The sequence below is a fragment of the Allobosea sp. NPDC003192 genome (assembly GCF_050275675.1).
Lineage (GTDB): Bacteria > Pseudomonadota > Alphaproteobacteria > Rhizobiales > Beijerinckiaceae > Allobosea.
In genome coordinates, this window is the sequence record NZ_JBNNPK010000009.1 from 106,262 (window position 1) to 132,818 (window position 26,557).

Consider the following 26,557-nt stretch of genomic DNA (forward strand, 5'->3'; position numbering starts at 1 on the left):
CGCTGGAACTCAAGCCCCGTCGCACACTCGCTCAATGATAGCTGGAATCTGCTTTCACCTTGCCGCGGAAGGTCCAGTACACGAAGGCGGTGTAGAACAGGATCATCGGCAGCAGGAACGTCACTCCCATCAGCACGAAGATATGCGAGGACGGCGCCGCTGCGGTGTCCCAGATCGTCAGGCCGGGCGGCACCAGATAGGGATAGTTCGAGATCGCCAGGCCGAGGAAACAGAGCACGAAGATCGCGATGGCGAAGGCGAAGGGCGTGAACTCATGCGCGCCGTTGAGCCGCTTCCAGGCCATGTAGCCGCAGAAGGCTGTCAGCAGCGGGAACGGCCAGAGCAGCATCAGGTTCGACGGAGTGAACCAGCGCTCGGCGATGCGCGGATGCGCATAGGGAGTCCACAGCGAGACCAGAACGGCGAAGCCGAGCAGGCCGATAAGCAGTATCTTTGCCTGCCGGCGCGCCCGCTCCGCCACCGGCCCTTCGGTCTTGTAGACCAGCCAGGTGGCCCCGAGGGTGGCATAGCCGATGACGACGCCGGCGCCGCACATCAGCGTGAACGGTGTCAGCCAGTCGAAGGGGCCGCCGGCGAACTGCTTGTCGACGACCTTGATGCCCTGCAGCAGCCCGCTGAGGATGACGCCCTGCGAAAAGGCCGCACAGGTCGAGCCGAGCCAGAAGGCCAGGTCCCAGATGCGATGCTTCGGCTTCGCGACCCAGCGGAACTCGAAGGCGACGCCACGGAAGATCAGCGACAGCAGCATCAGCGTCACCGGCAGATACAGCGCCGGCATGATCACGGCGTAGGCGACCGGGAAGGCGACCAGCAGGCCGGCGCCGCCGAGCACCAGCCAGGTCTCGTTACCGTCCCAGAACGGCGCGACCGAGTTCATCATCTGGTCGCGCTCGCTTTCGTCCCCGGTCGTCGGGAACAGGATGGCGATGCCGAGATCGAACCCATCCAGCACGACATAGAGGATCACCGCGGTGCCGATCAGCCCGGCCCAGATCACGGGGAGGTACCATTCCATTTGGGCTCTCCTCAGCTCGCCGGCTGGATCTTGTCGTCGCCGGGACGGCCGTCGCCGAAAATGGCGGAGGCCGGCGCCTGCACCGCCTTGAGCGGCCGCTTCGACGGCTGTTCAGGCGGGTCTTCGGGACTGATCTCGTCCGGCCCCTTGGCGACCAGGCGGTTGATCAGCGCGATGCCTGCGGCGAAGACGACGCAGTAGACGAAGATGAACAGCGCCAGCGAGATCGCGACCTCGGCGGTGGTGATCGGCGAGACCGCATCCTTGGAGCGCAGGATGCCGGTGGCGAGCCAGGGCTGGCGCCCGACCTCGGTGACGAACCAGCCGGCGAGGATGGCGACGAAGCCGGCCGGCCAGGTGTACTGGGCGATCCAGAGCCAGCGCCGCGACTCGAAGATGCGGCCGCGCCACCAGAGCCAGGCGCCGACCCAGCCGAAGATGATCATCAGCGTGCCGAGCCCGACCATCAGCCTGAAGCCGAAGAAGGGGATAAGCACGGGCGGACGGTCCTGGACGGCGAAGTCCTTCAGGCTCGGGAACAGCGCGTCCATGCTGCCATGGGTGAGCAGGCTGGCAACGCCGGGGATCGAAATCTCGAAGCGGTTGATCTCGGCCTTCTCGTCGGGCCAGGCGAACAGGACGAGCGCGCCGGGCTTCGACGAATCCCAGTGCGCCTCGATCGCGGCGAGCTTGGCCGGCTGGTAGATCGCGGTCTGCTTGCCGTGGAAGTCGCCGATGACAGCCTGCAGCGGTGCAGTCAGCGCGATCATCAGGATCGCCATGCGCACCATCGTCCTGGCCGATTCCGTGCGGTGCCCGGCGAGCAGATGGCGCGCGCCGGTCGCCAGCACCACGAAGGCGGTGGTGAGATAGGCCGCCGTCATCATGTGCGCGTAGCGCAGCGGGAAGGTCGGGCTGAAGACGATCTTCATCCAGTCGACCGGGTAGACGATGCCATCGCGGACCTCGTGCCCGGCCGGGTACTGCATCCAGCTATTGGCGGAGAGGATCCAGAAGCCGGACAGGGCCGTGCCGCCGGCGACGATCACCGCCGAGAGGAAGTGCAGCCAGGGCGGCACCCGCTTCCAGCCGAACAGCAGCACGCCGAGGAAGGAGGCCTCCAGGAAGAAGGCGCTGAGGACCTCATAGCCGATCAGCGGGCCGACGACATTGCCGGTCACCGCCGAGAAGCGGCTCCAATTGGTGCCGATCTGGTAGGACAGCACGATCCCGGACACCACGCCCATGGCGAAGGAGACGGCGAAGATCTTGGTCCAGAAGCGCGCGAGCAGATGGAATTTCTGGTCACCGGTCTTCAGCCACAGCCCGAGCAGCGTCGCGATATAGGCCGAAAGCCCGATCGTGAACGCCGGGGAGACGATGTGGAAGGAGATCGTGAAGGCGAACTGGATGCGTGACAGCAGAAAGGCGTCGATTTCCATCGCATCGCTCCGGCATGCCGGCCACGAGCGTCATGGCCGAAAGACCCTGCTGGTTGCAGCGTCTACTTTGCACTTCGGAATAATCAAGCCGATGCAACGGGGCAGCCGTCGGCAGTGACGCAGTGGCATCGCGCCGCTGCGTCAAAGCGCGTCGAGGGCGGCCTTGAGAGCCCGCAGGTCGCGCCAGGCGAGGCGCTTCTGCAAGGGCTGGCGCAGGAGATAGGCCGGGTGCAGAGTCGCGATAGCCCGGATCATCCGCCTGCCGGTGTCGTATTCCATCCAGCGCCCGCGCGAGGCCAGGATGCCGGTGACGCCGAGCAGCGCCTGCGCCGAGGGGGCGCCGATGCAGACCAGGATGTCGGGGTCGACCAGTTCGATCTGGCGCTGGATGAAGGGCAGGCAGATCGCAACCTCCTGCGGCGTCGGCGTGCGGTTGCCGGGCGGCCGCCAGGGCACGGTGTTGGCGATGTAGACATGCTCCTGCCGGCTGAGGCCGATCGCGCCGAGCATCCGGTCCAGCAGTTGCCCGGAACGTCCGACGAAGGGCAGGCCGGCGCGGTCCTCGTCGGCGCCCGGCGCCTCGCCGACGACCATCACCTTTCCGGCCGGATTGCCGTCGGCGAAGACGAGGTTCTTGGCCGTCGCCTTGAGTGGACAACCCTCGAAACCAGCCATGGCGGCTTTGAGTTCTTCCAGCGTTGCCGCTTCGCGCGCCAGTGCCCTTGCCGACAGCGCCGCCTCGTCGGGCGGGGTGGCGGCAGCCGCGGCGGCGGGGCGCCTTGCCGGTTGCTGGGCCGCGGTCAGTGGGCGTGCGACAGGCTGTCGCGCCGGCTCTACTGCAGCTGCGAAATGGTCGTGCGGTGTCTCGTCGAGCGCCTCGGTGACGCCCATTTCGGCGTACCACGCGATCAGTTCGGCTGCGGAGACGGCATCGAGGGACATGGACGGCAGAATACAGCGGCGCAGGGAACGAAGCGAGCCCGTTCGCTGTTGCAAAATGAGCGGGAGCCCCGGATAGAGGAATTCCAATCAATCCGGCGGCAGCGCTTGGCGGGTTGACCAAGATAGTTCATATATAAACTATCTAACGACGAAAACGCGCGGGTGGAGGGCAGCATGGATCTGAAGGAAGCGCAGAGCACGCCGCGCGAGAGCATGGACTATGACGTCGTCATCGTCGGTGCCGGTCCTGCCGGGCTTGCCGCCGCGATCCGGCTGAAGCAGCTCGACGAGAGCATCTCGGTCGTTGTGGTCGAGAAGGGCTCCGAGGTCGGCGCGCATATCCTCTCCGGCGCCGTGATCGATCCGATCGGCCTCGACAAGTTGCTTCCCGACTGGCGTGAGGACGAGGCCCGTCCGCTGCATACACAGGTGAGCGAGGACGTCTTCTACTTCCTCGGTCCGGCCGGCGGGGCGCGACTGCCCAATTTCGCCATGCCGAAGCTGATGAACAATCACGGCAATTTCGTCGGTTCGCTCGGCCTTGTCGCAAAATATCTCGCGGCGCAGGCCGAGGCGCTCGGCGTCGAGATCTATCCCGGCTTCGCCGCTGCCGAACTGCTCTACAACGAGAATGGCTCGGTCGCCGGTATCGCCACCGGCGACATGGGCATCGCCAAGGACGGCACCGTCTCGGACCGTTTCACCCGGGGCATGGAACTGCGCGGCCGCTACACCCTGCTCGGTGAGGGCGCCCGCGGCTCGCTCTCGAAGATCGCGATCAAGCGCTTTGCCCTGGATGAAGGCCGCGAGCCGCAGAAATACGGCATCGGCCTCAAGGAAATCTGGCAGGTCAAGCCGGAGAAGTTCAAGAAGGGGCTGGTCCAGCACTCCTTCGGCTGGCCGCTCGATATGGGCACCGGCGGCGGCTCCTTCCTCTATCATTTCGACGACAACCTGGTCTCGGTCGGCTTCGTCGTCCATCTCAACTACACGAACCCGACACTCTCGCCCTTCGACGAATTCCAGCGCTTCAAGACGCACCCGATGATCCGCGACGTCTTCGAGGGCGCCAAGCGCCTCTCCTATGGCTCGCGCGCCATCACCGAAGGCGGCTGGCAGTCGGTGCCGAAGCTGACCTTCCCGGGCGGGGCGCTGATCGGCTGCTCGGCCGGCTTCGTCAACGTGCCGCGCATCAAGGGCAGCCACAACGCCATCCTGTCGGGCATGCTGGCGGCCGAGCATCTCGTGCCGGCGCTGGCGGCGGGCAGGTCCCATGACGTGGTCGACGGGATCGAGGAGAGCTGGCGCTCCTCCGAGATCGGGCGCGACCTCAAGCCGGTGCGCAACGTCAAGCCGCTCTGGTCGAAGCTCGGCACGATCGGCGGCGTCATGCTCGGCGGCATCGACATGTGGCTGAACCAGCTCTTCGGCTGGTCGCCCTTCGGCACGCTGAAGCACGGCAAGCCCGACTACGCCACGCTGAAGCCGATAGGCATGGTCACGCCGATCGTCTACCCCAAGCCCGACGGCAAGATTTCCTTCGACAAGCTCTCCTCGGTCTTCCTCTCGGCGACGAATCACGAGGAGGACCAGCCGGCGCATCTGAAGCTGACCGACCCGAACGTGCCGGTGCTGCAGAACCTGCCGATCTATGGCGAGCCGGCGCGGCTCTATTGTCCCGCGGGCGTCTACGAGGTGGTCTATGCGGACCCGGAGAAGCAGTCGCTGCCGCGCTTCGTGATCAACGCGCAGAACTGCGTGCACTGCAAGACCTGCGACATCAAGGACCCCGCCCAGAACATCACCTGGACGGTGCCGGAGGGCGCGGGTGGCCCGAATTATTCGAACATGTGACAGTGTTCGGTAGCAACGCTGAATAATAAAGGCCGCGCCGGTCTGTCCGGCGCGGCCTTTGTCTTGGTGCCGGATCAGGCGACGAATCAGCCCTTGCGGACGATCGGAGCGGGCTTCTCCGGCTCCTTGGTGGCGCAGCCACCGGCGATGCCGGCGAGAGTCAGGACCGCAGCGAGCGCGAGCGAGACCTTCTTCATTTGAAGTGTCCTAAACGAATCGTCGCGAATATCCGCGACGGCCAAATTCTATGCCGATTTGCTTTGCGGAAAGCTAATGTTTCGACTGCTGTTCCAGGCAGTCGATGGCGCTTTTCACGTCAGCGTGACGCTGACGCACAGTGGCCGCGGTGCACTTGTCGGCAGGCCCGGAAACGGCCATGTTGAAGACCTAATCGTTCAGGTCACGGTCCCGTCCACGGACCAGTCCCCGGCGGCCGGGGCGGACCGAGGGAGAAAGTCGAACGTGACGTTTCAGATCAACGGCCGTAGCGCCGCTTTGGCGCTGGCATTTGTCGCAGGTTTGCATGTCGGCATGCCGGCGCTCGCGCAGGCGCGCCCGGTCGAGAAGTTCGAGCCGGCCGAGAGTCTCGAAGGCAACTATCTGGCCGCGGTCGTGGCCGGCTCTGCGCGTGATCTCGGCGCAGCCTCGATCTATCTGCGCGAGGCGATCAGGAACGATCCCCAGAACAGCGAATTGCTCGAGCGCGGCTTCGTCGCCTTCCTCGCCGACGGCGCGATGAGCGAGACTTTCCGTGCCGCCGAGAAGCTGATCCAGCGCGACGCCACCAACGGCCTCGCCCAGCTCGCCCTCGGTGTGCGGGCGTTGAAGCAGAAGAATTATGGTGCCGCTCGCAGCCAGTTGCAGCGCGGTGGCCGTGGCCGCTCTGCCGACATCACCGCGACCCTGCTCGCTGCCTGGGCTTATTCCGGCTCCGGCGAGACCAATCGTGCGCTCGACACGCTGGAGCGTCTCAAGGGCGAAGCGACCTTCGATCGTTTCCGTGATTTCCATGCCGGGCTGATCCTCGACATCGCCGGCCGCCGCAACGACGCGAATCGCCGGCTCAAGGCGGCCTATGACGCCGAGAAGACCAATCTGCGCCTGGTCGATCTCTGGGCCCGCCAGCAGGCACGCGCCGGCGACAGCGAGGCGGCTCTGGCGACGCTGAACGATTTCGAGCAGCGCGTGCGCCCGAACCACCCGGTGGTGCGCGACGCCATCGCCAAGATCAGCAGCAAGGAGCCGCTGCAGCGCATCGTCGGCAACACCCAGCAGGGTGCGGCCGAAGTGCTCTACGGCCTCGCCAGCGCCGGAATCCTGCAAGGGGACGAGGCGACCGCGCTCCTTTACCTGCGCTTCGCGGTCTACCTGGACCCCGGCCATGACCTCGCCGTGCTGACTCTGGCCGACATCCTGGAGCGCGCCAAGCAGACCGAGGATGCGGTCCAGGTCTATCGGCGCATGCCGGAGAACTCGCCGCTGCGGCCGGTCGCCGACATCCAGATCGGCCTCGGCCTCGAACAGCTCGGCAAGACCGACGAGGCGGTCAAGTATCTTGAGGGGATCATCGCCGCGCGCCCGGAGGATATCGACGCGATCTCCGCGCTCGGCAACATTTATCGTTCGCGCAAGCGCTTCGAGGAGGCGGCGGCGACCTATGACAAGGCGGTCGCCAAGCTCGGCACGGCCAGCCGCTCCAACTGGGATCTCTTCTACTCGCGCGGCATCGCCTATGAGCGCATCAAGAAATGGCCGCAGGCTGAGGCCGATCTGCGCAAGGCGCTGGAGCTGATGCCGGAGGCGCTCGGCCGCGAGCGCGCCCTCGTGCTCAACTATCTCGGCTATTCGCTGGTCGACCAGAACCTCAAGCTCGAAGAGGCGCTCGGCATGCTGCGCCGCGCCGTCGAGCTTCGCCCGCGCGACGGCTACATCATCGACTCGCTCGGCTGGGCGCATTACCGGCTCGGCCGCTATGACGAGGCATCGACGGAGCTCGAAAAGGCGATGGAGCTGCGTCCCTCCGATCCGGTGATCAACGACCATCTCGGCGACGTCTACTGGAAGACCGGACGCTATCTCGAGGCTCGTTACCAGTGGAACTATGCTCGCGATCTCGGGCCGGAGCCGGAAGATCTGGTCCGGATTCAGCGCAAGATCGAGAAGGGGCTGGAAGACCCGGCGCCATCGGCCAATGCGGCCGAGCCGAAGAAGGATGGCGGCTGATCCTTGCCTGCCAAGCTGGCGACCCGCGCCCCGGCCAAGGTCAATCTCACCTTACGCGTCCTCGGCCGCCGGGCCGACGGCTATCATGAACTCGACAGCCTCGTCGCCTTCGCCGGTGTCGGCGACGAGCTGAGTCTGATGCCTGGTGAGGCTGGCGGTCTCCAGCTCTCCGGTCCCTTCGCCGAAGGGCTGTCGACTGGTCCCGACAATCTCGTCCTCAAGGCCGAGCGCATCCTGCGCGAGGAGATCGCCGGCCTGCGCTCCGGCCGTTTCCATCTCATCAAGCGCCTGCCGGTCGCCTCGGGGATCGGCGGCGGCTCGGCCGATGCGGCTGCCGCCTTGCGGCTACTGGCGCGGCTGAACAAGCTGCCGCTTTCGCATCCGGCACTGCTCGCCGCTGCCGGCCGGATCGGCGCCGACGTCCCGGTCTGCCTTGAGGCGCGTGCCCGCGTGATGCGCGGCATCGGTGAGCAACTCGGCCCACCCTTGCGCTTGCCGCGGCTGTTCGCGCTGCTGGTCAATCCCGGTATCGCGGTCGAGACGGCGCCTGTGTTCCGCGCGCTGGGTCTGCAGGCAGGGCAGGGGCATGCGGGTGGTGTCGAGGCGTTCAAGGCGAACGACCCATCGCCAGCGACCTCAGCGTCGCTGATCGCCGCCCTTGCTGCCGCCGGCAACGACCTCGAAGCGCCGGCTCGTGCGGTCGCCCCGGTCGTCAGCGAGGTTTTGTCAGTGCTGTCGGCTTTGCCGGGCTGCCGGCTGGCGCGCATGTCCGGCTCGGGCGCGACCTGCTTCGCCCTCTTCGACGATTGCCGCGCCAGCGCTGCGGCCGCCAAGCTTCTGGCACATGGCCGGCCGGATTGGTGGGGGAAGCCGACCGTGCTGAAGTGATCTGTCAGAGCCGGATCAGAGCAAGTCCTGCCATCTGCGGCGGCTGTCCAGCACGCGCACGACCTCGATGCCGTCGCTGCCTCTCCGATAGAGAATGACATAATTGCCCGCTGGCATCATCCGCAGGCCTAGCCGGATTTCATCCCTCGCAACACCAATCTCCGGCATGTCCGCAAGCCGTTCGCATTGAATAAAGATCATCTCCGCCCACCGATGGGCTGCGGCCTTGCTGTCATAAGCGATGTAAACGGAGATCTCGGCGATATCGGATTCGGCTTGGGGGAGAAGCCGAAAGCTCATCGGGTCGCCGCAGCGTCGATCTTGGCCTTGATCCGGGCGAAGGCATCTTCGCTTTTCACGGGCTCACCGCTGGCAAGCCCCTCGTCCCAGAGCCTACGCAGCTCTGCGACGGCCTCGTTGCGGAGCGCCCGGCGTTCCTTCCAGTCTCGCAGCGCTTCGCGCACCACCTCGCTCGACGAGGCGTAGTCGCCGCTGGCGACAGCGCGACGCAGCATAGCCGCCATTTCCGGCGTGACCGCGATGCTGACCTTCTCGACTTGCGACATGGCATGCCCTCCGACGACATGATGGTAGTAAGCCTTACCACCATGCACAAGCGTTGGCAGAGCTAAGGCGCCTCAGTGCGCCCGCGCGACGCAGAAGTCGACGGCGTCGTTGAGAGCCTGCTTCATCGGCGATGACGGGAACAGGCCGAGCGCATCCTTCGCCATCTTGGCATAGTGGCGGGCGCGTTCGATCGTGTCGGCCAGCGCCTCATGCCTGCGCATCAGGGCCTGCGCCTCTTCGAGATCGCCATCGCGGACTTCGCCCTGCTGCAGAGTGCGGCGCCAGAAGGCGCGCTCTTCCTCATTGCCACGGCGGAAGGACAGCACCACAGGCAGCGTGATCTTGCCCTCGCGGAAGTCGTCGCCGACATTCTTGCCGAGCTGGCCCGAGGAACCGCCATAGTCGAGCGCGTCGTCGACGAGCTGGAAGGCGATGCCGAGATTGAGCCCGTAGCTGCGGCAGGCGGCCGCCTCGCCCTTGGATGAGCCGGTGATCACCGGCCCGACCTCGCAGGCGGCGGCGAACAGCTCGGCGGTCTTGCCGCGGATCACGGCGAGGTACTCATCCTCGGTGGTCTCGGTGTTCTTGGCGGCGGCGAGCTGCATCACCTCGCCCTCGGCGATGACAGCCGCTGCCGTCGAGAGGATGTCGAGCGCGCGCAGCGAGCCGACCTCGACCATCATCTTGAAGGCCTGGCCGAGCAGGAAGTCGCCGACCAGCACGCTCGCCTCATTGCCCCAGAGCATGCGGGCCGCGGCCTTGCCACGGCGCATGTCGCTCTCGTCGACGACGTCGTCGTGCAGCAGCGTCGCCGTATGCATGAACTCGACGCTGGCCGCGAGCTTGACGTGGCCTTCGCCGCGATAGCCGCACAGCGCTGCCGTCGCCAGTGTCAGCATCGGCCGCAGGCGTTTGCCGCCGGAGGAGATCAGATGGTTCGCGACCTCCGGGATCATCGTGACCTCGGACCCGGTGCGCGACAGGATCATCGCGTTGACGCGCTCCATGTCGGCGCGCGTCAATCCGACCAGCGGGTCGATCCCGCCCTGGCCGGTATCCTTGTCTTCGAAAGCTACGACGACGCCCACGCGCAAACTCCGGCCCTGTTCTCGCGCATCCGCGCGCTATGCCCTTGCCACAAAGCTCGCATGCGTGGCCAGCCCCGGCAATCCTGCCGCGACGCAGCAGATTGACGCTGCGCTGCCGCACGGGGCCGGACGAGGCGATCTTTCCTGTTGCGCTCGGCCGGCCTCGCGGGCTCCATGGCGGCATGCACGAACTCGTCCGCTCCAACGATATCGTCCTGCTCGGCGCCATCGAGGCGCTGCTGGCCTCGGCCGATCTGGGTTGCCTGATCGCCGACCAGCATATCAGCGCGCTCGAAGGCATGATCGGCGCTTTTCCGCGCCGCTTGCTGGTGCGCGAGCAGGATAGCAAACGGGCTCGCGCACTGTTGATCGAGGCGGGCTATGGCGGCGAACTTCGCCCCGACGCTGTGCGATGAGCGGTATGCCAGTGGCTGACGTAAGGTTAGGTCTTGGCGAAATCGCCGAGGACCGGCTGCTCGGCGGACGTTTGCGCCTGCTGCAGCCGGTGAAAGGACATCGCGCCGGTTCCGATGCGGTGCTGCTCGCTGCGGCGATTCCCGAGCTCGGCGAAGGGGCTCTCGCCGATTTCGGCGCCGGGGTCGGCACGGTCGGTCTTGCCGTCGCGCTGCGTCAGCCGGCACTCGACGTGGTTCTGGTCGAGCGCGATCCGGAACTCGCTGCGCTCGCGGCCCGCAATGCCGGGTTCAACGGCCTGGAGGAGCGAGTGCGGGCCGTGGTCGGCACGATCGGCGAGCGCAATGGCGATCTCGCCCGCGAAGGGCTGAAGGCAACCTCGATGACCTGGGTCGCGATGAACCCGCCCTTCTTCGAAGCGGGCGAGGTGCGAGCCTCACCGGTTGCCAACCGGCGCGCGGCGCATGTCACGGGGCAATCGCTCGGTGATTGGCTGAAGGAGGCACGTCGCGTGCTGAGGCCGGGCGGCGGCGTCAGCGTCATCCACCGCGCCGAGGCGTTGGGAGGGATTCTCGCCGGCCTGGAGACCGGGTTCGGCGCGGTCGAGATCCGTCCTGTCCACGGTCAGGCGGAGCGGCCGGCGATCCGGGTGATCGTCTCCGCCCGCCTCGGCAGCAAAAAGCCGGCAGCGTTGCTGCCGGCTCTGGTTCTCAATGGCGCCGATGGGCGCTTCACGGCCTTCAGCGAGGCGCTCCATCGCGGCGAGGCTTGGCTCGCCTAGGGCTGCCTCAGCGGCAGACACGCACCGGGCGGATCACCCAGCGCCAGCCATTCCAGACACGACGGTCGACGAAGTAGCAGCGCGGACGATAGACCGGGCGGCCATAGTAGCGGCGCGGGCCGTAATGGGGCCGGCCGTAATACTGGACCTGCTCGATCTGGCCGGTGGCGGCCGGGACGCTGCCCGCGGCAATCGGCGCGGCATTGGCCGGGGCGACGGCGAGGCTGGTGAAGAGGAGAGCGCCGGCACCGAACAGGGCGGCGGTGATACGGTTCGACAGCATGTGTAGACTCCTGCGTGTCGCGTCGGCCCGTCTCAAGCACTCGCCCCGAATGCCGCGGTCCGTTCGATGAAGCGACGATAGCCGCCCCTATATGAATGCGATCCTTGCCGAAGGGTTCACGCGGCGTTCATAGCCTGAACCATGCCGGCGCTTGACCATCAGCGCTGCCAGCCCCTAATCACGCCGCACGTTTTTCGACAGTTTAAAAGGCTGATGCCCTTGGCCGCGTCCTCCGATCCACTGAACCCGACCCGCTCCTTCCAGGGACTGTTGCTGACCTTGCAGCGCTTCTGGGCCGAGCGAGGCTGCGTCATCCTCCAGCCCTACGACATGGAGGTCGGCGCCGGCACCTTCCATCCGGCGACGACGCTGCGCGCGCTCGGTCCCAAGCCCTGGAAGGCGGCCTATGTCCAGCCCTCGCGCCGGCCCAAGGACGGCCGCTACGGCGAGAACCCTAACCGGCTGCAGCATTACTATCAGTTCCAGGTCATCCTGAAGCCGTCGCCGCCGGACCTGCAGCAGCTCTATCTCGACTCGCTCAAGGCTATCGGCGTCGACCTGGCCTTGCACGATGTCCGCTTCGTCGAGGATGATTGGGAAAGCCCGACGCTCGGCGCCTGGGGCCTCGGCTGGGAATGCTGGTGCGACGGCATGGAGGTCAGCCAGTTCACCTATTTCCAGCAGGTCGCCGGCGTCGAATGCGCTCCGGTCGCCGGCGAGTTGACCTACGGGCTCGAACGCCTCGCCATGTATGTCCAAGGCGTCGAGAACGTCTACGACCTCAACTTCAACGGCCTCGAAGGCGAGGACCGCATCTCTTATGGCGACGTCTTCCTGCAGGCCGAGCAGGAATTCTCCCGGCATAATTTCGAATATGCCAACACCGAGACGCTGTTCCGGCACTTCAGCGATGCCGAGGCCGAGTGCAAGGCGCTGCTCGCCGCCGGCGAGGCCGATGCCGGCAGCAACGACCCGAGCCACAAGCTTGCCTTGCCGGCGTATGACCAGTGCATCAAGGCGAGCCATGTCTTCAACCTGCTCGATGCGCGCGGCGTGATCTCGGTCACCGAGCGCCAGAGCTACATCCTGCGCGTGCGCGAGCTCGCCAAGGCCTGCGGCGCCGCCTGGTTGAAGACCGCCGGCGGGGGAGCGAACTGATGCCCGATCTCCTGCTCGAACTCTTCTCGGAAGAGATTCCCGCCCGCATGCAGCGCAAGGCGGCGGAGGACCTGAAGAAGCTCGTCACCGATGCGCTGATCGAGCGCGGCCTGACCTATGAGGGCGCCAAGGCCTTCGCGACGCCGCGCCGGCTGGCGCTGACCATCGCCGGCCTGCCGGTGCGCGGCCGCGATGTCCGTGAGGAGCGCAAGGGCCCGCGCGTCGGCGCGCCCGAGGCCGCCGTGCAGGGCTTCCTCAAGGCTGCCGGGCTGACCTCGCTCGCTGAGGCGACCATCGTCAGCGATCCCAAGAAGGGCGATTCCTATGTCGCCGTGATCGAGAAGCCCGGCCAGGAGACGGTCGCGGCCATCGCCGAGATCGTACCGGCCATCATCCGCGCCTTCCCGTGGCCGAAGTCGATGCGCTGGGGCAAGGCCTCGGCCGAGACCGGCTCGCTGCGCTGGGTCCGCCCGCTGCACTCGATCCTCTGCACCTTCGGCGCCGAGACCGAGGACCCGGAGGTCGTGCCCTTCGAGGTCGACGGCATCAAGTCGGGCAACGTCACCTATGGCCATCGCTTCCATGCTCCCGGGCCGATCACGGTGAAGCGCTTCGACGACTACGTCCCGAGCCTGGAGCGGGCCAAGGTCGTGCTCGACGCCGACCGCCGCAAGGAGATCATCCTCGCCGACGCCAAAAACCTCGCCTTCGCCGCCGGCCTCGAGCTGGTCGAGGACGAGGGTTTGCTGGAGGAGGTCGCCGGCCTCGTCGAATGGCCGGTCGTGCTGATGGGCGATTTCGAAGAGCGCTTCCTCGATATCCCCGGCGAGGCGATCCGCGCCACCATCCGCGCCAACCAGAAATGCTTCGTGCTGCGCGACCCTGCGACGGGCGAGCTCGCCAACCGCTTCATCCCGGTCTCGAACCTGATGGCGAGCGATGGCGGTCTGGCGATCACCGCCGGCAATGGCCGCGTGGTGCGGGCGCGCCTCTCCGACGCAGCTTACTTCTGGCAGACCGATCGCGGCCCGCTGCCCGATCTCGATACGCTTAAGGAGAGCGCCGAGAAGCTCGGGCTCGATCTCGCCAAGCCGCTCGACCAGCGCATGGCCAAGCTCGACAGGCTCGGCGTCGTCTTCCATGCCAAGCTCGGCACGCAGGGTGAGCGTGTTGAGCGCATCGCCGCGCTGGTGAAGGAACTCGCCCCGATCGTCGGGGCCGATCCTGAGTTGGCCGAGCGTGCCGCCAGGCTCGCCAAGGCCGATCTGCCGACCGAGATGGTCGGCGAGTTCCCGGAACTCCAGGGGCTGATGGGCCGCAAATACGCGGAGCTGCAGGGCGAGAACGCCTCGGTCGCCGCCGCGGTCGAGGAGCACTACAAGCCGCTCGGCCCCTCCGACCGCGTGCCGACCGATCCGGTCTCGGTGGCGGTGGCGCTCGCCGACAAGCTCGACACGCTGGTCGGCTTCTGGGCGATCGACGAGAAGCCGACCGGAAGCAAGGACCCCTATGCGCTGCGTCGCGCGGCGCTGGGGGTGATCCGGCTGGTGGTCGAGAATGGGGTGAGGCTACCCCTGTTGACTACGGTAGCGGACTTTCTTGCGAAGCAAGTGCACGACACTTGGGATAGCCGTGGAACAGTTTTGGTTATCTCGCCGCCTGCGGACGTCGTGTGGAGCGAAGATCGCGCGGATGAGCTTGAGTCGTTCGGCTATCAATCGGATGATGAAATTCAGGAATATGAATGCATTGCTATCAGCGATGTCGCTGATATCAAAAATATAGATTTTGAAATTTGGTCAATAATTGGCCTGAGATACGATCTTAAAGGGTCGATGGATGGAAGATTCTACGCTCGTGATGTTAACAACGAGCTTTCGAATTCGGATTGGATGTGGTTTTCCAATCCGATAAATCTGCCAGCTGATCTCCTCTCCTTCTTCCACGATCGCCTGAAGGTCATGCTGCGCGACCAGGGCGCACGGCATGATCTCGTCGATGCGGTGCTGGGCGAGGGCGCGTCGGCCAATGACGACCTCCTGCTCATCACCCGACGCGTCGCGGCGCTCGGCCGCTTCCTCGATACCGAGGACGGCAAGAACCTGCTCGCAGGCTTCCGCCGCGCCGCCAACATCCTCAAGGCCGAGGAGAAGAAGGACGGCGAGGGCGCTTTCGCGGCCAAGGCCGATCTCCAGCTCATCGCCGATGCCGGGCTGATCGAGGAGAAGGCGCTCGCGGTCGCGCTCGCCCAGGCGACGCCGAAGGCCGAGGCCGCCATCGCCGCCGAGGACTATGAGGGCGCCATGGCGGCGCTCGCGGAGCTGCGGCCGGCGGTCGACGCCTTCTTCGACAAGGTTACGGTCAACGATCCCGATCCGGCCCTGCGTGCCAACCGCCTCAAGCTGCTGAACCAGCTGCGCGAGGCGACCCGCGCAGTCGCGGATTTCTCGCGGATCGCGGGGTAAGGCGCGGGATGCACGACGCAGAACCCTCTCCTGTAAGGAGAGGGCAGGGTGAGGTGTAGGCCCTCCGACCAGCTCCGCGAGCGCTCACCGCGCAGTTGGGTTCAGGCTTGCGTTTGCAGTCCGAACACCTCACCCCTACCCCTCTCCTTCCAGGAGAGGGGATCCGCGCCCAACCCCTCAGCCAACTACCCTTCCGGAACTTTTTCCCAGGACTCCACGTTCTCTTTCCCGAGATCGCCGCTTGCGAACGCGTCGCAGCGAGCGCCTCGGGGGGCCGGCTTTCGGCCGCGATAAGAGGATTTGAGCTATGGGTCTTTTGATTTCGCTCCTGATCACCGTTCTGGTGATCGTGCTGGTGCTCTATCTGGTGCGGATGTTGCCGGTCGACGGCAACGTCAAGAACATCATCCAGATCATCGTCATCATCATCGGCATCCTGTCGCTGCTGCGTTATCTTGCGGTCTTCTAGCCAAAGGGGCCGCCGTCATGCCCGCCCCGTGGCGAGCATCCATGCGAACATCGCCCGTGACCGGCGAGCGCATGGATGGCCGGGACAAGGCCCGGCCATGGCGGTGGTGGCGCTTTCAACCGGCAATTGACGAAAATCACGCGCTGATCCAGAATCCCATCGGTCCAGAGGGCCCCGGACGTGACCCGTCCCGGGGCCCTTTCCCGTTCGAGACCGAGCGATCGCCGCGATGACTTCGCAGAACCGCACCAGCCATATCCGCCTGACCTCGCATCCCGAGCCCGGCAGCGCCGCCGCCCGCTTCCCGATCCAATGGGGCGCCGGAACGCCGGAGGAGCGAGGCCCGGTCATCGCCTCGACCACCAATCCGGCCGACCGCAACGTCATCGGCGCCCATGGCGGCTCCTATTCGGTCTATCGTGCGCTCGCCATCTCCGCCCGCGCCATGAACCCGGCGCAGCGGCCGGACCTGACCAACACCCATCCGACCTCCGACATCCCTACGCAGCCGCAATGGTTCGAGCCGGGCCGGATCGTCTCGCTCGATCCGTTCGGCCATCGCGTCGCCCAGGATTTCGGCAAGTGGATCGGCGAGGGCATCGACATCCGCCCGACCATCGCGGTCACCAAGGCACGGCTCAACCTGCCCGAGATCCTCGCCGCCATGGCCGGCCACCGGCTGGCGGCTGATGGCGCCATCCTGCACGGCTCCGGCGACATCAGCGTCACCAAGATCGCGGTCGATCCCGTCTGGCATCTGCCGGGGATCGCCGATCGCTTCGGCACCACCGAGAACGAGTTGCGCCGCACATTGTTCGAGCAGACCGGCGGCATGTACCCCGAGCTGGTGACGCGGCCCGACCTCAAGGTCTTCCTGCCGCCGATCGGCTCGATCACCGCCTATGTCATCGGCGAGGTCTCGGCGATCTCCAACCCGAAGAAGACGCTCGCCTGCCGCGTCCATGACGAGTGCAATGGTTCCGACGTGTTCGGCTCCGACATCTGCACCTGCCGTCCCTATCTCGTGCATGGCATCGAGGAAGCCGTGAAGGAGGCGCAGAGCGGCGGCGTCGGCCTGATCGTCTACAACCGCAAGGAAGGGAGGGCGCTCGGCGAGGTCACCAAATTCCTCGTCTACAATGCCCGCAAGCGCCAAGAGGGCGGCGATTCCGCCGCGACCTATTTCGAGCGCACCGAATGCGTCGCCGGCGTGCAGGACGCCCGCTTCCAGCAATTGATGCCGGACGTGCTGCACTGGCTCGGTGTCAGGAAGATCGACCGGCTGATGTCGATGTCGAACATGAAATACGACGCCATGGTCGAGAGCGGCATCGAGATCGGCGAGCGTGTCGCCATCCCGCCCGAATTGATCCCGCCGGACGCCTCGGTCGAGATCGAGGCGAAGAAGGCGGCGGGCTATTACTCGCCCGACGGCACGCCGGGCGACAACGCCCTCAAGGCCACCGTCGGCCGCGACCTCGAGAAGTTCTGATCCGCTTATGCCTGACTCCAATCCCGAAGCCGTCCGCCAGTTGCTCAAGCCGGCTGCCGTCCGCGAGCGTGCCCATGAGATGCTGCGCCTTGGCCTCGAAGGCCGGCTGGCGCATTTCAGCGTGCATCCCGAGCGGCTGCCGGCCTGCGCGGCCTATGTGCTGGAGACCATCAGCCAGAACTATCCGGCGCTCGACATCCCCTTCCATGCCCGCTGGCGCCATTTCGTCATCGCCGGCATGGATCGCTGGCAGGTTCTCGACGCCAAAGCGCATTTCGTCGACGTTCGGGCGAGAGGCCGCGCGGCCTACGACCTCGCCGTCGTCAGCGTCCTGCTCGATGCCGGCGCCGGCGCCGACTGGCGCTATCGCGATGCGGTGACGGGCCAGAGCATCGGCCGCTCGGAAGGGCTGGCTTTGGCGTCGCTCGACATGTTCGCTGCCGGAGCCTTTTCCAGCAATCCGGCCGATCCGCTCCGGGTGGACGTCGCCGCGCTCGAACATCTCGATGCCGAGGCATTGGCGGCGGGCTTCCAGGCCTCGGATACCAATCCGCTGGTTGGCCTCGAAGGTCGTGCCGCGCTGCTCAACCGCCTCGGCGAGGAACTGGAAAAGCATGGGCTGACCCGGCCGGGCGACCTGTTCGACCGTCTGGTCGAGGCGGCGGAGGGACGTTCGATCCGCGCCGCCTATATCCTCTCGCAGGTGCTGGAAGTGCTCGGCGGCATCTGGCCATCGCGCTTGAGCTATGCCGGGATCGCGCTCGGCGACAGCTGGAAGCACTCGCTGATCGCGCGAGGCGAAGTGACCGCGGGCATCGTGCCCTTCCACAAGCTCTCGCAATGGCTGAGCTATTCGCTGATCGAGCCGCTGCAATGGGCCGGCATCCAGGTCGTCGGCATCGACGATCTCACTGGCCTGCCGGAGTATCGCAATGGCGGGCTCCTGCTCGATCTCGGCGTGCTCGAGCTGAAGGACCCTGCCGATGCCGTGCGCGGCCATGAGGTCGGCTCGCAGCTCGTGGTGGAATGGCGGGCACTGACGGTTGCGCTGCTCGACAGGATCGGCGAACTGGTCCGGGCTCAACTCGGGCTTAGCGCCGAGCAGTTGCCGCTGGCCAAGGTGCTGGAGGGTGGCACCTGGGCTGCCGGTCGCCGCATCGCTCGCGAAAAGCGCGAAGGCGGCGGTCCGCCCTTGACCATCGTCAGCGACGGCACGGTATTCTAAAGAACGACAAGAAGACGAAGGGGATCAGGACTGCATGGCCACGAGCGCTAACGGCGTCACCGTCGTCGACCACCCGCTGGTGCAGCACAAGCTGACGCTGATGCGCGAGAAGGACCGCTCGACCAAGAGCTTCCGCCAGCTGCTGAATGAGATCGGCATGCTGCTCTGCTACGAGGTCACGCGCGACCTGCCGACAGAGATGATCGAGATCGAGACGCCGCTGCAAAAATCGATGCAGCCCGTGATCTCCGGCAAGAAGCTGGTTTTCGCCCCGATCCTGCGCGCCGGCGTCGGCTTCCTCGACGGCATGCTCGAGCTCGTGCCCGCGGCCCGCGTCGCCCATATCGGCCTTTATCGCGATCCGGAAACGTTGCAGGCGGTCGAATACTACTTCAAGGCGCCCTCCGACATCGCCGATCGCATGATCGTCGTGATGGACCCGATGCTGGCGACGGCGAACTCGGCGGTCGCGGCGGTCGACCGGCTGAAGGAGCGCGGCGCCAAGGATCTGCGCTTCGTCTGCCTGCTGGCGGCACCGGAAGGCATCGCCCGCATGCGCGATGCCCATCCCGATGTCCGAATCTGGACTGCAGCGATCGACGAGCGCCTCAACGACCATGGCTATATCGTCCCCGGCCTTGGCGATGCCGGCGACCGGATGTTCGGCACGCGCTGACGCCCGAGTCTTGTCTCTCCGGCGATATGCCTCTATCTTATAGGCATATCGCCAAGGAGTATGCGAGATGGCGAGCGTTACCGCACTCGATGTCGTCGGCGGCCAGGCTGCGCTCGGCCGCCCTGCCGCCAGCAGCCGCGAACTCATCGCTGCCGTCCGCCATGGCTTTCCGGTGCGCACGATCGAACATGTGATCGAAAGCGGCCGGATGACGCTGGCCGAGATCGACGAGCTGGTGCTGCCGCGCAAGACGCTGAGCCACCGCCGCAAGATCGGGACATTGACCACCGAACAGTCCGACCGATTGATGCGCGCCGCGCGCGTCATCGCCGAAGCGGAGGTCACCTTCGGCTCGCAGGGCAAGGCCGCCGCCTGGTTGCGCCGGCCGACGACGGCACTCGACGGCGAGAAGCCGCTGGACCTGCTCGATACCGGGGAAGGCGCGGCGCAGGTCGAGGCATTGCTCGGCAGGATCGCCCACGGCATCGCCGCTTGATGCGCTTATGGCGCGTCGCTCGCGCCGCCTTCGCCGATCACAGCGGCGAAGGGGCGAGGCTCTATGGCGGACGCTGGAATTCGCCCGGGCGTCCGGTCGTCTACGCTGCCGAGAATCCGGCGCTCGCCATCCTGGAGGTCCGCGTCCACCTCGACCTCGCGCCTGAGCTGATCCCGGACGACTACGTGCTCATCGAGATCGAAACCGGAACCGCATCGATCAGCGATGGCGAAGATCCGCGCGAGCCGAGAGCGCTCGGCGATGCCTGGCTGAGTACCGGCGAGACAGCTCTGCTCAGGGTGCCGTCCTTCATCGCGCCGCGCAGCACCAATGTGCTGATCAATCCGCGTCATCGCGATGCCGCTGCGATCACGGCCGTCGGAACGCAGCCCTTCGATTTCGACCGGCGCCTCTGGCTGCCACTCACCCGTTGAGCGATGGACATGAAAAAGCGGACGTTTAGCGAGTTTCGATAGACGCCGCAGTTCGGCCCGCAGGGAATTCCGCAGGTCCCACGGCAGGGCGTCCAGGATCAGGCCGGGACCAAGCCGCGCACCACACGGAACATCATGGGGAACGATCGAGGCCCATCCGGCTGCCCCACCAGATATCCGGCACGAACGTGCTGCTCGATCGAATCGCGGACGTCGTTCGACAGGGCCATCAACATGCCAGTGACGCTGCCCGGGCCGTCGATGAATGTAGCCCAGTAATCCGCGAAGCACTGATATTCGCAATCCACGACAACGGGAACTTCCGTCACATCGACGAGGCCGATCTTCCGCCACAACGCAGCCTGGCCGTTGGGCCAGAACTGCATGCGTCCTGCCCGTACGGACCTTACCCGGGCAACCTCGGCATCAAGAGCGGCACCGGTATTGTAGACGAGATCGAAGGCGGGCATGCCGCCAAAGAACTGAGTCACAGCGGACGCTACTACGCCACCCGGACGGGTCACGCGCTTCATCTCCGCAACGACCTGTTCAATCTCCGGGATGACGTCGAGGGCCAGCGAGGAAACGGCCGCATCGAATGCTTTGTCGCCGAACCGCATGTGCCGGGCGTCGCCGTGTTCATATTTGATGTTGGGGTGGGATCGACGATGGCGGGCCCCTTCCAGATATCCCTCCGACGCATCGACACCGATCACATGTGCGCCGGTTTCGGCCAGCGCTTTCGCCAACACACCTGTCCCGCAAGCTACATCAAGGACCTGACCGCCCGGAGTGACATTGATACGGGCAAGAAACAGGCTTGCCAGGCGTTCGCTCCAGCGCCCCATGAAAGCTTCATAGACGTCGGCATCGGACCAATTATACCGAAGCTGTGCGGTTTCCACGGCTTGCGATCCCGTCGATCAAGGATGGACCTTAGCATGGTCGGGTTGGCCCTGCGTATCGCAGCTGCGCCGGACAATCCAGTTATGGCGCGAGGCGGGCGAACCTTCCTCTCGCGGCAGCAGCCGCGGCCTACACAACTCAGGTAATCGCTGCACCCGCCGTCCTGCTGCGTGCGGCCAGACGAAAAAGCCCGCCCCTTTCGGGGCGGGCCTGCGATCCGGATGGTCACTCAGGCCTTGATGGCGCGAGCGGCAAGCGGCTCGACTACGATCATTCGATGATCTGGACGACGCGGCGGGTCTGCGGCTCGACCAGCACGGCGCGGTTGTTCACCACGGTGTAGCGATAGCCGCTGGCGCGCTCGCCGAACTCGGCCGGCACCTCGCGATAGACCACGCCCTGCTGCGGCAGCACGGTGCCGACCGCTACCGGCTCGGCATAGGTGTAGGACGGCACGCGCTGCTCGACCACATAGGTGCGGAAGCGCGGGGCGTTGTCGCCGATCACCGCGCCGGTGAAGCCGCCGACCACCGCGCCACCGACGCCGCCGACTACCGCGCCGACCGGTCCGCCGACCACGGCACCGCCGACAGCACCGGCAGTCGCGCCGCCGACAATGCCGCTGGCCGCGCCGCCCTGGGCGCCATCGGGATTCTGGGCGAAAGCCGCCGCCGGAACGATGGCGAGGGCGGTGACGAGAGCAAGCTTCTTGAACATGTCCGTTCTCCTTCCAGAGTGGAAACCTCGGCAGAAAGAACGGGAAGCACGGCCGGTGGTTCCGCCGAGGCGGTCACGAGCTGTGTACGATCGTGAACAGAGCTCAACGGTTCTCGTTTGTCGTCAATGGGTTGGTTTCGATCACGAGCTCGATGCCGGCGGCGCGAAAATCATGGACCCGCGTGCGTTCGGGCGGCCGTTCGGGGTGTTCGAACAGCTCGTTCACCGTCGCTTCCTCAGACAGGAAGAGGAAATCGGCGTGGCTGCCGTGCTCGGGATAGGCGTCGATCGCGTGCCAGGTGCCGCGATGGAACAGCACGCCTTCGCCATCGAGCCGGAAAGCCCGGAGCGCTTCGGGCTCGGGCGGCGTTTCGGAGGCCTCGGCGACCACGATGATGGCGGGCGGGCCACCGAGCGGCTGACGCGCTTCGGTGACATGCAGATGCCGCTCGACCAGCGCAACGACGAAGGGCCGCGCATGATAGCGCACGATCTGCAGCCGCGGCCGGCTTTCGGCGGCGAAAGGCTGGATCCAGATGTCATAACCCTCGCGGCCGGTATCGCGCTCGCCTGCAGGAGACAGGACACGGCCATAGGGTGCAAAGGCTTCAGGGGAGATCGGTGAGACGGGCAGGGTGATGCGGCGCATGTCGGCATCGTAATGCGCCGTGGCCAAAAGAAAACGGCGGGCCTTGCGACCCGCCGTCCGTAGCATGCGTCTGGCGCTTACTGCTTCGGCGCGGCCGACAGCACCGGCGAGAGCTTGTCGGCGTCGCGCTTGATCAGAGCGGCGAAACCGGCTGGTGTGCGCTCTTCCTTGGTCGGCAGCACGGTGCCGAGGTCGAGCAGGCGCTTCTTGACGGTCTCGTCGTTCAGCGCCTTGTCGAGCGCGTCGACCAGCTTGTCGACGGCCTCCTTCGGCAGGCCCTTGGGCGCGGCGATGCCGTTCCAGGCCTCGATCTGGTACTCGGGCAGCCCGGCTTCCTTGGTGGTCGGGACGTCGGGCAGGGCGGGCGAGCGCTCCGCCGAGGCGACGGCGTAAGCCTTGATCGTGCCCGCCTTGATCTGCTCGGCGACGCTGACGATCTGGTCGCACATGAAGTCGACCTGGCCGGAGACGAGGTCGTTCAGCGCCGGACCGGTGCCGCGATAGGCGACCGAGTTCAGCTTCGGCACGCCGAGCTGGCCCTTGAGCAGGGTGCAGGTCGTCCACGACACCGAGCCGACGCCGGCATGGGCCTCGTTCACCTTGTCGGAGTTCGCCTTCACATAGGTGACGAACTCCTTGAGGTCCTTCGGCGCGAAGGCCTTCTTGGCGACGATCAGGATCGGCGTGCCGCCAGCGAGGCCGATCGTCTGCATGCCGTTGATCGGGTCGTATTTCAGGCCGGGATAGGTCGCGGGCGCGGCCGAGAAGGTACCTAGATGCCCCATCGCGATAGTGTAGCCGTCCGGTGCTGCGGTGACCGCGCGGGTGATGCCGGTGGTGCCTCCGGCGCCGGCGACGTTCTCGACCACGATCTGCTGGCCGAGGGTCTTCGACATGTTCTCGCTGACGATGCGGGCGATGATGTCGGTCGGTCCGCCGGCGGCGAAGGGCACGATCATGGTGATCGGCCGCTCCGGGTATTTGGACTGGGCCTGCGCCGGCAGCGCCAAGGCGAGCGCTGCGGCGAGACTAAGGGCGAGTGTTTTCATGGGTAGTCCTCCCTGACGCAATACACTGAAGATGGGGAAACGGGGTTGGGCGACAACCCCGTCATTCGGTGAAGACCTCGTCGCGCTTCTTCGACATCGACGGCAGCAGCGCGATGACGAGGATGGCGACGGCGACGAGCAGCAGGCCGGCCGAGATCGGCCGCTCGATGAAGGTCATGAACGAACCGCGCGAGATGATCAGGGCCTGGCGCAGCTTCTCTTCCATCAGCTTGCCGAGCACGAAGCCGAGCAGCATCGGAGCTGGCTCGAACCCGAGCTTGATCAGGAGATAGCCGAACAGGCCGAACAGCGCGGTGAAGGCGACGTCGACGGGCTGGTTGTTCACCGAGTAGATGCCGATCGAGCAGAAGATCAGGATCGCCGGGAACATCAGCCGATAGGGCACCTGCAGCAGCTTCACCCAGACGCCGACCAGCGGCAGGTTGATGATCAGCAGCATCAGATTGCCGATCCACATCGAGGCGATCATGCCCCAGAACAGATCGGGGTTCTTGGTCATGACCTGCGGGCCGGGGATGATGCCGTGGATGGTCATCGCGCCGACCATCAGAGCCATCACCGCATTCGGCGGGATGCCGAGGGTGAGCAGCGGGATGAAGGCGGTCTGCGCGCCGGCGTTGTTGGCCGATTCCGGTCCGGCGACGCCCTCGATCGCGCCCTTGCCGAAGCGGGAGGGGTCCTTGGCGATCTTCTTCTCCAGCGTGTAGCTGGCGAAGGGGCCGAGCACCGCGCCGTTGCCGGGCAGGATGCCGAGCGTCCCGCCGATCAGCGTGCCGCGCAGGCACGGCGCCGCCGACTGCTTGATGTCGTTCCAGTCGGGCAGCAGCTTGCCGATCTTCGACTTGACGACGTCGCGCGCTTCCGGGTTCTCCAGGTTGCGCAGAACCTCGGCGAAGCCGAACACGCCCATCGCCAGCACGGCGAAGTCGATGCCGTCGGAGAGTGGCGGGAAGCCGAAGGTCATGCGTTCCTGGCCGGTTTCGAGGTCAGTGCCGACGGTCGAGAGCAGCAGGCCGAGCATGATCATGCAGAAGGCCTTGAGGATCGAGCCGCGCGCCAGCACGACGGCGAAGCACAGGCCCATCACCATCAGCGAGAAGTATTCGGCCGGGCCGAACAGCAGGGCGAGTCGGGTCAGCGGCGCGCCGAGCGCGGCGATGATCAGGGTCGCGGCGCAGCCGGCGACGAAGGAGCCGATGGCAGCAGTGCCGAGCGCAACGCCGGCGCGGCCTTGCTTGGCCATCTGGTGGCCGTCGAGCGTGGTGACGACGGCGGTCGCCTCGCCGGGAATATTGACCAGGATGGCGGTGGTCGAGCCGCCGTACTGGGCGCCGTAATAGATGCCGGCGAGCATGATCAGAGCGCCGACCGGATCGAGCCCGAAGGTGATCGGCAGCAGCATCGCGATGGTGGCGACCGGGCCGACGCCGGGCAGGACGCCGATCAGCGTGCCGACCAGGCAGCCGGCGAAGCAGAGTGCGATGTTCTTCAGCGTCAGCGCGACGCCGAAGCCCAGCGAGAGATGGGCGAGCATTTCACTCATGGTTCAGATTCCCAGCAGCCAGGGCGCCAGCGGGATCGGCAGACCCAGCGCGTATTTGAACAGGAGTGCGCAGCCGATCGTCATGGCGGCGGCGAAGATCAGGAGTTCCTTGATCTTCACATCCTCGGCCGCGAGGCCGGAGATGATCACGACCAGCGGGCCGGAGACGAGCATGCCGAGCTGCGGCACCTTGAGCGGGCCGATCTCGAAGCCGCGGATGGTCAGGCCGAAGACCACTGCCGCGCCGAGCACAAAGAGGACGCCGCGCCAGGACCAGCCGGACAACTTTTCGCCGTTGTAGCGCAGCGAGTTGAAGGCGAGCAGCGCGCCGAGCCCGGCGCAGATCACCGCGAAGCTCTTCGGCAGCATGCCTGGGCCGATCTGGCGCAATGTCCCGGTCGGCAGGTCGCTCGACAGGAACAGGGCCAGTCCGGCAAGCGCTATCATGAACAGGCCGGCGGCCAGGTCCTGCGTCGAGCGGACGCGCCAACCCCGCGCGGCCTCGATCTTGTTCAGACTCATCAATGTCCTCCGGCTCGGGTGGTTGCTGTGCGCGCGGCAGGCTTTCTGCCGTGCCCGGTTACGCTGAACGGCAGGACGTTGCCGTCGTCGATCAGGGTTACGCTCTCGCGCAGGATGGCGAGGAAGTCGTCGCGGGCGGCGAGCTTCTGGTGCGGGCGCCAGGCGACGCCGACGAGGGCACCGGGCGGCGGCGGATCGAGCAACGCGCCGCGCAGGCGGCGCATGGTCACGCCCGGAAAGCTCAGCCGCGAGACCCAGTCCGGCGCCAGCGCCATGCCGAGCCCGGCCGCGACCGCCGACATCATCGCCGGCTTCTCGGTCGCCTCGATGGTGACGTTGGGCACCGCGCCGACGCTCTCGAAATAAGCCATGACCAGGTCGTAGGCGAAGGGGCGGATGCGCTTGGAGGGCACCACGAAGGGTTCGCCGACGAGGTCCTGCATGGTCAGGTGTTCGCGCGCGGCGAGCGGATGGCTCTCGCTCAGCACCACGATCGGCCGCTCGACCCGCAGGATCTCGAAGGCGCAATCGGTCGGCTTGCGCGGCGGACGCAGCAGCGCGAGATCGAGCTTGCCGGCCTCCAGCATCTGCACGAGCGGCGCCGTCATCGCCTCGACGAACTTGATCTCGATGCCGGGATGGCGCGAGCGGAAGGTGACGAGTGCCTCAGGAACGAAACTCGAGGAGGCGGCATCGATCGCGCCGACGCGCAGCACCTTGCTCGAGGCCAGCGAAGCTTCCCTCACCGAGCGCGAAGCCCGCTCCATCCGGACCAGGATGGCCTTGGCTTCCTCCAGCATGATCAACCCGGCACGGGTGAGAGCGACCTGGCGCGTGGTGCGAGTCAGTAGGCTGACGCCGAGCTCGTCCTCAAGCGCGCTGATCTGGCGTGATAGGGCTGGTGGTGCGAGGCCGAGCCGCTCGGCCGCCCGGCCGAAGTGCAGCTCTTCCGCCACCGCGATGAAACATCGCAGTTGCCGCAGGTCCATGGTTGTCGCGCTCCCCTCTGGCGTATCGCTTTTTGTGATATCTACCAGTTGTTTCGGTTATGCCCTTTAGCGCCTGACGCCAGTTTTGCGACCCTAGAGCAATTCATAATTTTTTGGCAACAAAGCTCGTCGCCGCAGGAGCGGCGTCCACAGGGTGAAGGCCTCTCTTGCAGTCCGACAATGCTGTAGTGGGTTGATTCTTCGGAGCTTATGGACGTCCGCCGAACC

The 26,557-nt window shown here is 66.1% G+C and carries 27 protein-coding genes; 13 read left to right on the forward strand and 14 right to left on the reverse strand.

What is annotated here, in order from left to right; all coding sequences use genetic code 11:
- Positions 1–31 precede the first annotated feature (31 nt).
- The 3 genes from cydB to ACQKLX_RS14320 form a co-directional block, all read right to left on the reverse strand.
- Positions 32–1,036 carry a cytochrome d ubiquinol oxidase subunit II gene (gene cydB / locus ACQKLX_RS14310; RefSeq protein WP_427362234.1) on the reverse strand — a complete coding sequence of 335 codons (1,005 nt, stop codon included), beginning with the start codon at positions 1,034–1,036 and terminating at the stop codon, positions 32–34.
- Positions 1,037–1,047: 11 nt separating this feature from the next.
- Positions 1,048–2,478 carry a cytochrome ubiquinol oxidase subunit I gene (locus ACQKLX_RS14315; RefSeq protein WP_427362235.1) on the reverse strand — a complete coding sequence of 477 codons (1,431 nt, stop codon included), beginning with the start codon at positions 2,476–2,478 and terminating at the stop codon, positions 1,048–1,050.
- Positions 2,479–2,619: 141 nt separating this feature from the next.
- Positions 2,620–3,420 carry a uracil-DNA glycosylase gene (locus tag ACQKLX_RS14320; protein ID WP_427362236.1) on the reverse strand — a complete coding sequence of 267 codons (801 nt, stop codon included), beginning with the start codon at positions 3,418–3,420 and terminating at the stop codon, positions 2,620–2,622.
- Between the two features lie 174 nt (positions 3,421–3,594).
- On the opposite strand from ACQKLX_RS14320, the gene ACQKLX_RS14325 reads away from it, so the two are divergent.
- From ACQKLX_RS14325 to ACQKLX_RS14335, 3 genes are all read left to right on the forward strand, one after another.
- Positions 3,595–5,274 (forward strand): electron transfer flavoprotein-ubiquinone oxidoreductase, encoded by a 1,680-nt coding sequence (locus ACQKLX_RS14325; protein ID WP_427362237.1) that lies wholly within the window; start codon positions 3,595–3,597, stop codon positions 5,272–5,274.
- Positions 5,275–5,736: 462 nt separating this feature from the next.
- The gene (locus ACQKLX_RS14330; protein ID WP_427362238.1) at positions 5,737–7,497 is read left to right on the forward strand and encodes a tetratricopeptide repeat protein; all 1,761 of its coding nucleotides are present in this window, start codon (positions 5,737–5,739) and stop codon (positions 7,495–7,497) included.
- A gap of 3 nt (positions 7,498–7,500) precedes the next feature.
- On the forward strand, positions 7,501–8,385 hold the full coding sequence (locus ACQKLX_RS14335) for a 4-(cytidine 5'-diphospho)-2-C-methyl-D-erythritol kinase (protein ID WP_427362239.1): 885 nt from the start codon (positions 7,501–7,503) through the stop codon (positions 8,383–8,385).
- A gap of 15 nt (positions 8,386–8,400) precedes the next feature.
- On the opposite strand, the gene ACQKLX_RS14340 is transcribed toward ACQKLX_RS14335, so the two are convergent.
- From ACQKLX_RS14340 to ACQKLX_RS14350, 3 genes are all read right to left on the reverse strand, one after another.
- Positions 8,401–8,685, reverse strand: coding sequence for a type II toxin-antitoxin system RelE/ParE family toxin (locus ACQKLX_RS14340; RefSeq protein ID WP_427362240.1), 285 nt, complete (start codon positions 8,683–8,685; stop codon positions 8,401–8,403).
- Positions 8,682–8,951, reverse strand: a complete 270-nt coding sequence (locus ACQKLX_RS14345; RefSeq protein WP_427362241.1) for a type II toxin-antitoxin system ParD family antitoxin — start codon at positions 8,949–8,951, stop codon at positions 8,682–8,684. The genes ACQKLX_RS14340 and ACQKLX_RS14345 overlap by 4 nt, the downstream gene beginning before the upstream one ends.
- Before the next feature lie 72 nt (positions 8,952–9,023).
- Positions 9,024–10,040 (reverse strand): polyprenyl synthetase family protein, encoded by a 1,017-nt coding sequence (locus ACQKLX_RS14350; protein ID WP_427362242.1) that lies wholly within the window; start codon positions 10,038–10,040, stop codon positions 9,024–9,026.
- 101 nt (positions 10,041–10,141) lie between these two features.
- Between ACQKLX_RS14350 and ACQKLX_RS14355 the strand changes: the two genes are divergently transcribed.
- Together ACQKLX_RS14355 and ACQKLX_RS14360 are read left to right on the forward strand one after the other, a co-directional pair.
- Entirely contained in the window at positions 10,142–10,456 is a 315-nt protein-coding gene (locus tag ACQKLX_RS14355) for a putative signal transducing protein (RefSeq protein ID WP_427362243.1), read from the forward strand.
- Positions 10,457–10,467: 11 nt separating this feature from the next.
- On the forward strand, positions 10,468–11,235 hold the full coding sequence (locus tag ACQKLX_RS14360; protein ID WP_427362244.1) for a tRNA1(Val) (adenine(37)-N6)-methyltransferase: 768 nt from the start codon (positions 10,468–10,470) through the stop codon (positions 11,233–11,235).
- A 7-nt stretch (positions 11,236–11,242) separates the two neighbouring features.
- Here the strand turns inward: ACQKLX_RS14360 and ACQKLX_RS14365 are convergent, their stop codons facing one another.
- Positions 11,243–11,518, reverse strand: a complete 276-nt coding sequence (locus ACQKLX_RS14365; RefSeq protein WP_427362245.1) for a hypothetical protein — start codon at positions 11,516–11,518, stop codon at positions 11,243–11,245.
- 240 nt (positions 11,519–11,758) lie between these two features.
- On the opposite strand from ACQKLX_RS14365, the gene ACQKLX_RS14370 reads away from it, so the two are divergent.
- The 8 genes from ACQKLX_RS14370 (at position 11,759) to ACQKLX_RS14405 (ending at position 19,933) form a co-directional block, all read left to right on the forward strand.
- Positions 11,759–12,676, forward strand: coding sequence for a glycine--tRNA ligase subunit alpha (locus ACQKLX_RS14370; protein ID WP_427362346.1), 918 nt, complete (start codon positions 11,759–11,761; stop codon positions 12,674–12,676).
- The gene (glyS, locus tag ACQKLX_RS14375) at positions 12,676–15,141 is read left to right on the forward strand and encodes a glycine--tRNA ligase subunit beta (RefSeq protein ID WP_427362246.1); all 2,466 of its coding nucleotides are present in this window, start codon (positions 12,676–12,678) and stop codon (positions 15,139–15,141) included. Before ACQKLX_RS14370 ends, glyS begins: the two co-directional genes overlap by 1 nt.
- Positions 15,142–15,448: 307 nt before the next feature.
- Complete coding sequence (locus tag ACQKLX_RS14380; protein ID WP_427362247.1) at positions 15,449–15,610, forward strand: Thivi_2564 family membrane protein; 162 nt, start codon at positions 15,449–15,451, stop codon at positions 15,608–15,610.
- A 229-nt stretch (positions 15,611–15,839) separates the two neighbouring features.
- On the forward strand, positions 15,840–17,102 hold the full coding sequence (locus ACQKLX_RS14385; protein ID WP_427362248.1) for a GTP cyclohydrolase II: 1,263 nt from the start codon (positions 15,840–15,842) through the stop codon (positions 17,100–17,102).
- Positions 17,103–17,109: 7 nt separating this feature from the next.
- Positions 17,110–18,327, forward strand: a complete 1,218-nt coding sequence (locus ACQKLX_RS14390; protein WP_427362249.1) for a URC4/urg3 family protein — start codon at positions 17,110–17,112, stop codon at positions 18,325–18,327.
- Positions 18,328–18,361: 34 nt separating this feature from the next.
- Entirely contained in the window at positions 18,362–19,003 is a 642-nt protein-coding gene (upp, locus tag ACQKLX_RS14395; protein WP_427362250.1) for a uracil phosphoribosyltransferase, read from the forward strand.
- Positions 19,004–19,070: 67 nt separating this feature from the next.
- Positions 19,071–19,499 (forward strand): type II RES/Xre toxin-antitoxin system antitoxin, encoded by a 429-nt coding sequence (gene parS, locus ACQKLX_RS14400; RefSeq protein WP_427362251.1) that lies wholly within the window; start codon positions 19,071–19,073, stop codon positions 19,497–19,499.
- Positions 19,499–19,933, forward strand: coding sequence for an RES family NAD+ phosphorylase (locus ACQKLX_RS14405; protein WP_427362252.1), 435 nt, complete (start codon positions 19,499–19,501; stop codon positions 19,931–19,933). The genes parS and ACQKLX_RS14405 overlap by 1 nt, the downstream gene beginning before the upstream one ends.
- A gap of 98 nt (positions 19,934–20,031) precedes the next feature.
- Here the strand turns inward: ACQKLX_RS14405 and ACQKLX_RS14410 are convergent, their stop codons facing one another.
- From ACQKLX_RS14410 to ACQKLX_RS14440, 7 genes are all read right to left on the reverse strand, one after another.
- Entirely contained in the window at positions 20,032–20,838 is an 807-nt protein-coding gene (locus ACQKLX_RS14410; RefSeq protein WP_427362253.1) for a class I SAM-dependent methyltransferase, read from the reverse strand.
- Between the two features lie 271 nt (positions 20,839–21,109).
- Positions 21,110–21,556 (reverse strand): DUF1236 domain-containing protein, encoded by a 447-nt coding sequence (locus ACQKLX_RS14415; protein WP_427362254.1) that lies wholly within the window; start codon positions 21,554–21,556, stop codon positions 21,110–21,112.
- A 103-nt stretch (positions 21,557–21,659) separates the two neighbouring features.
- Positions 21,660–22,205 carry an ureidoglycolate lyase gene (locus ACQKLX_RS14420; RefSeq protein ID WP_427362255.1) on the reverse strand — a complete coding sequence of 182 codons (546 nt, stop codon included), beginning with the start codon at positions 22,203–22,205 and terminating at the stop codon, positions 21,660–21,662.
- A 77-nt stretch (positions 22,206–22,282) separates the two neighbouring features.
- Positions 22,283–23,254, reverse strand: a complete 972-nt coding sequence (locus ACQKLX_RS14425) for a tripartite tricarboxylate transporter substrate-binding protein (protein WP_427362256.1) — start codon at positions 23,252–23,254, stop codon at positions 22,283–22,285.
- Positions 23,255–23,315: 61 nt separating this feature from the next.
- Positions 23,316–24,818, reverse strand: a complete 1,503-nt coding sequence (locus ACQKLX_RS14430; protein WP_427362257.1) for a tripartite tricarboxylate transporter permease — start codon at positions 24,816–24,818, stop codon at positions 23,316–23,318.
- 3 nt (positions 24,819–24,821) lie between these two features.
- The gene (locus tag ACQKLX_RS14435) at positions 24,822–25,340 is read right to left on the reverse strand and encodes a tripartite tricarboxylate transporter TctB family protein (protein ID WP_427362258.1); all 519 of its coding nucleotides are present in this window, start codon (positions 25,338–25,340) and stop codon (positions 24,822–24,824) included.
- Positions 25,340–26,329 carry a LysR family transcriptional regulator gene (locus ACQKLX_RS14440; RefSeq protein WP_427362259.1) on the reverse strand — a complete coding sequence of 330 codons (990 nt, stop codon included), beginning with the start codon at positions 26,327–26,329 and terminating at the stop codon, positions 25,340–25,342. The genes ACQKLX_RS14435 and ACQKLX_RS14440 overlap by 1 nt, the downstream gene beginning before the upstream one ends.
- Positions 26,330–26,557 lie beyond the last annotated feature (228 nt).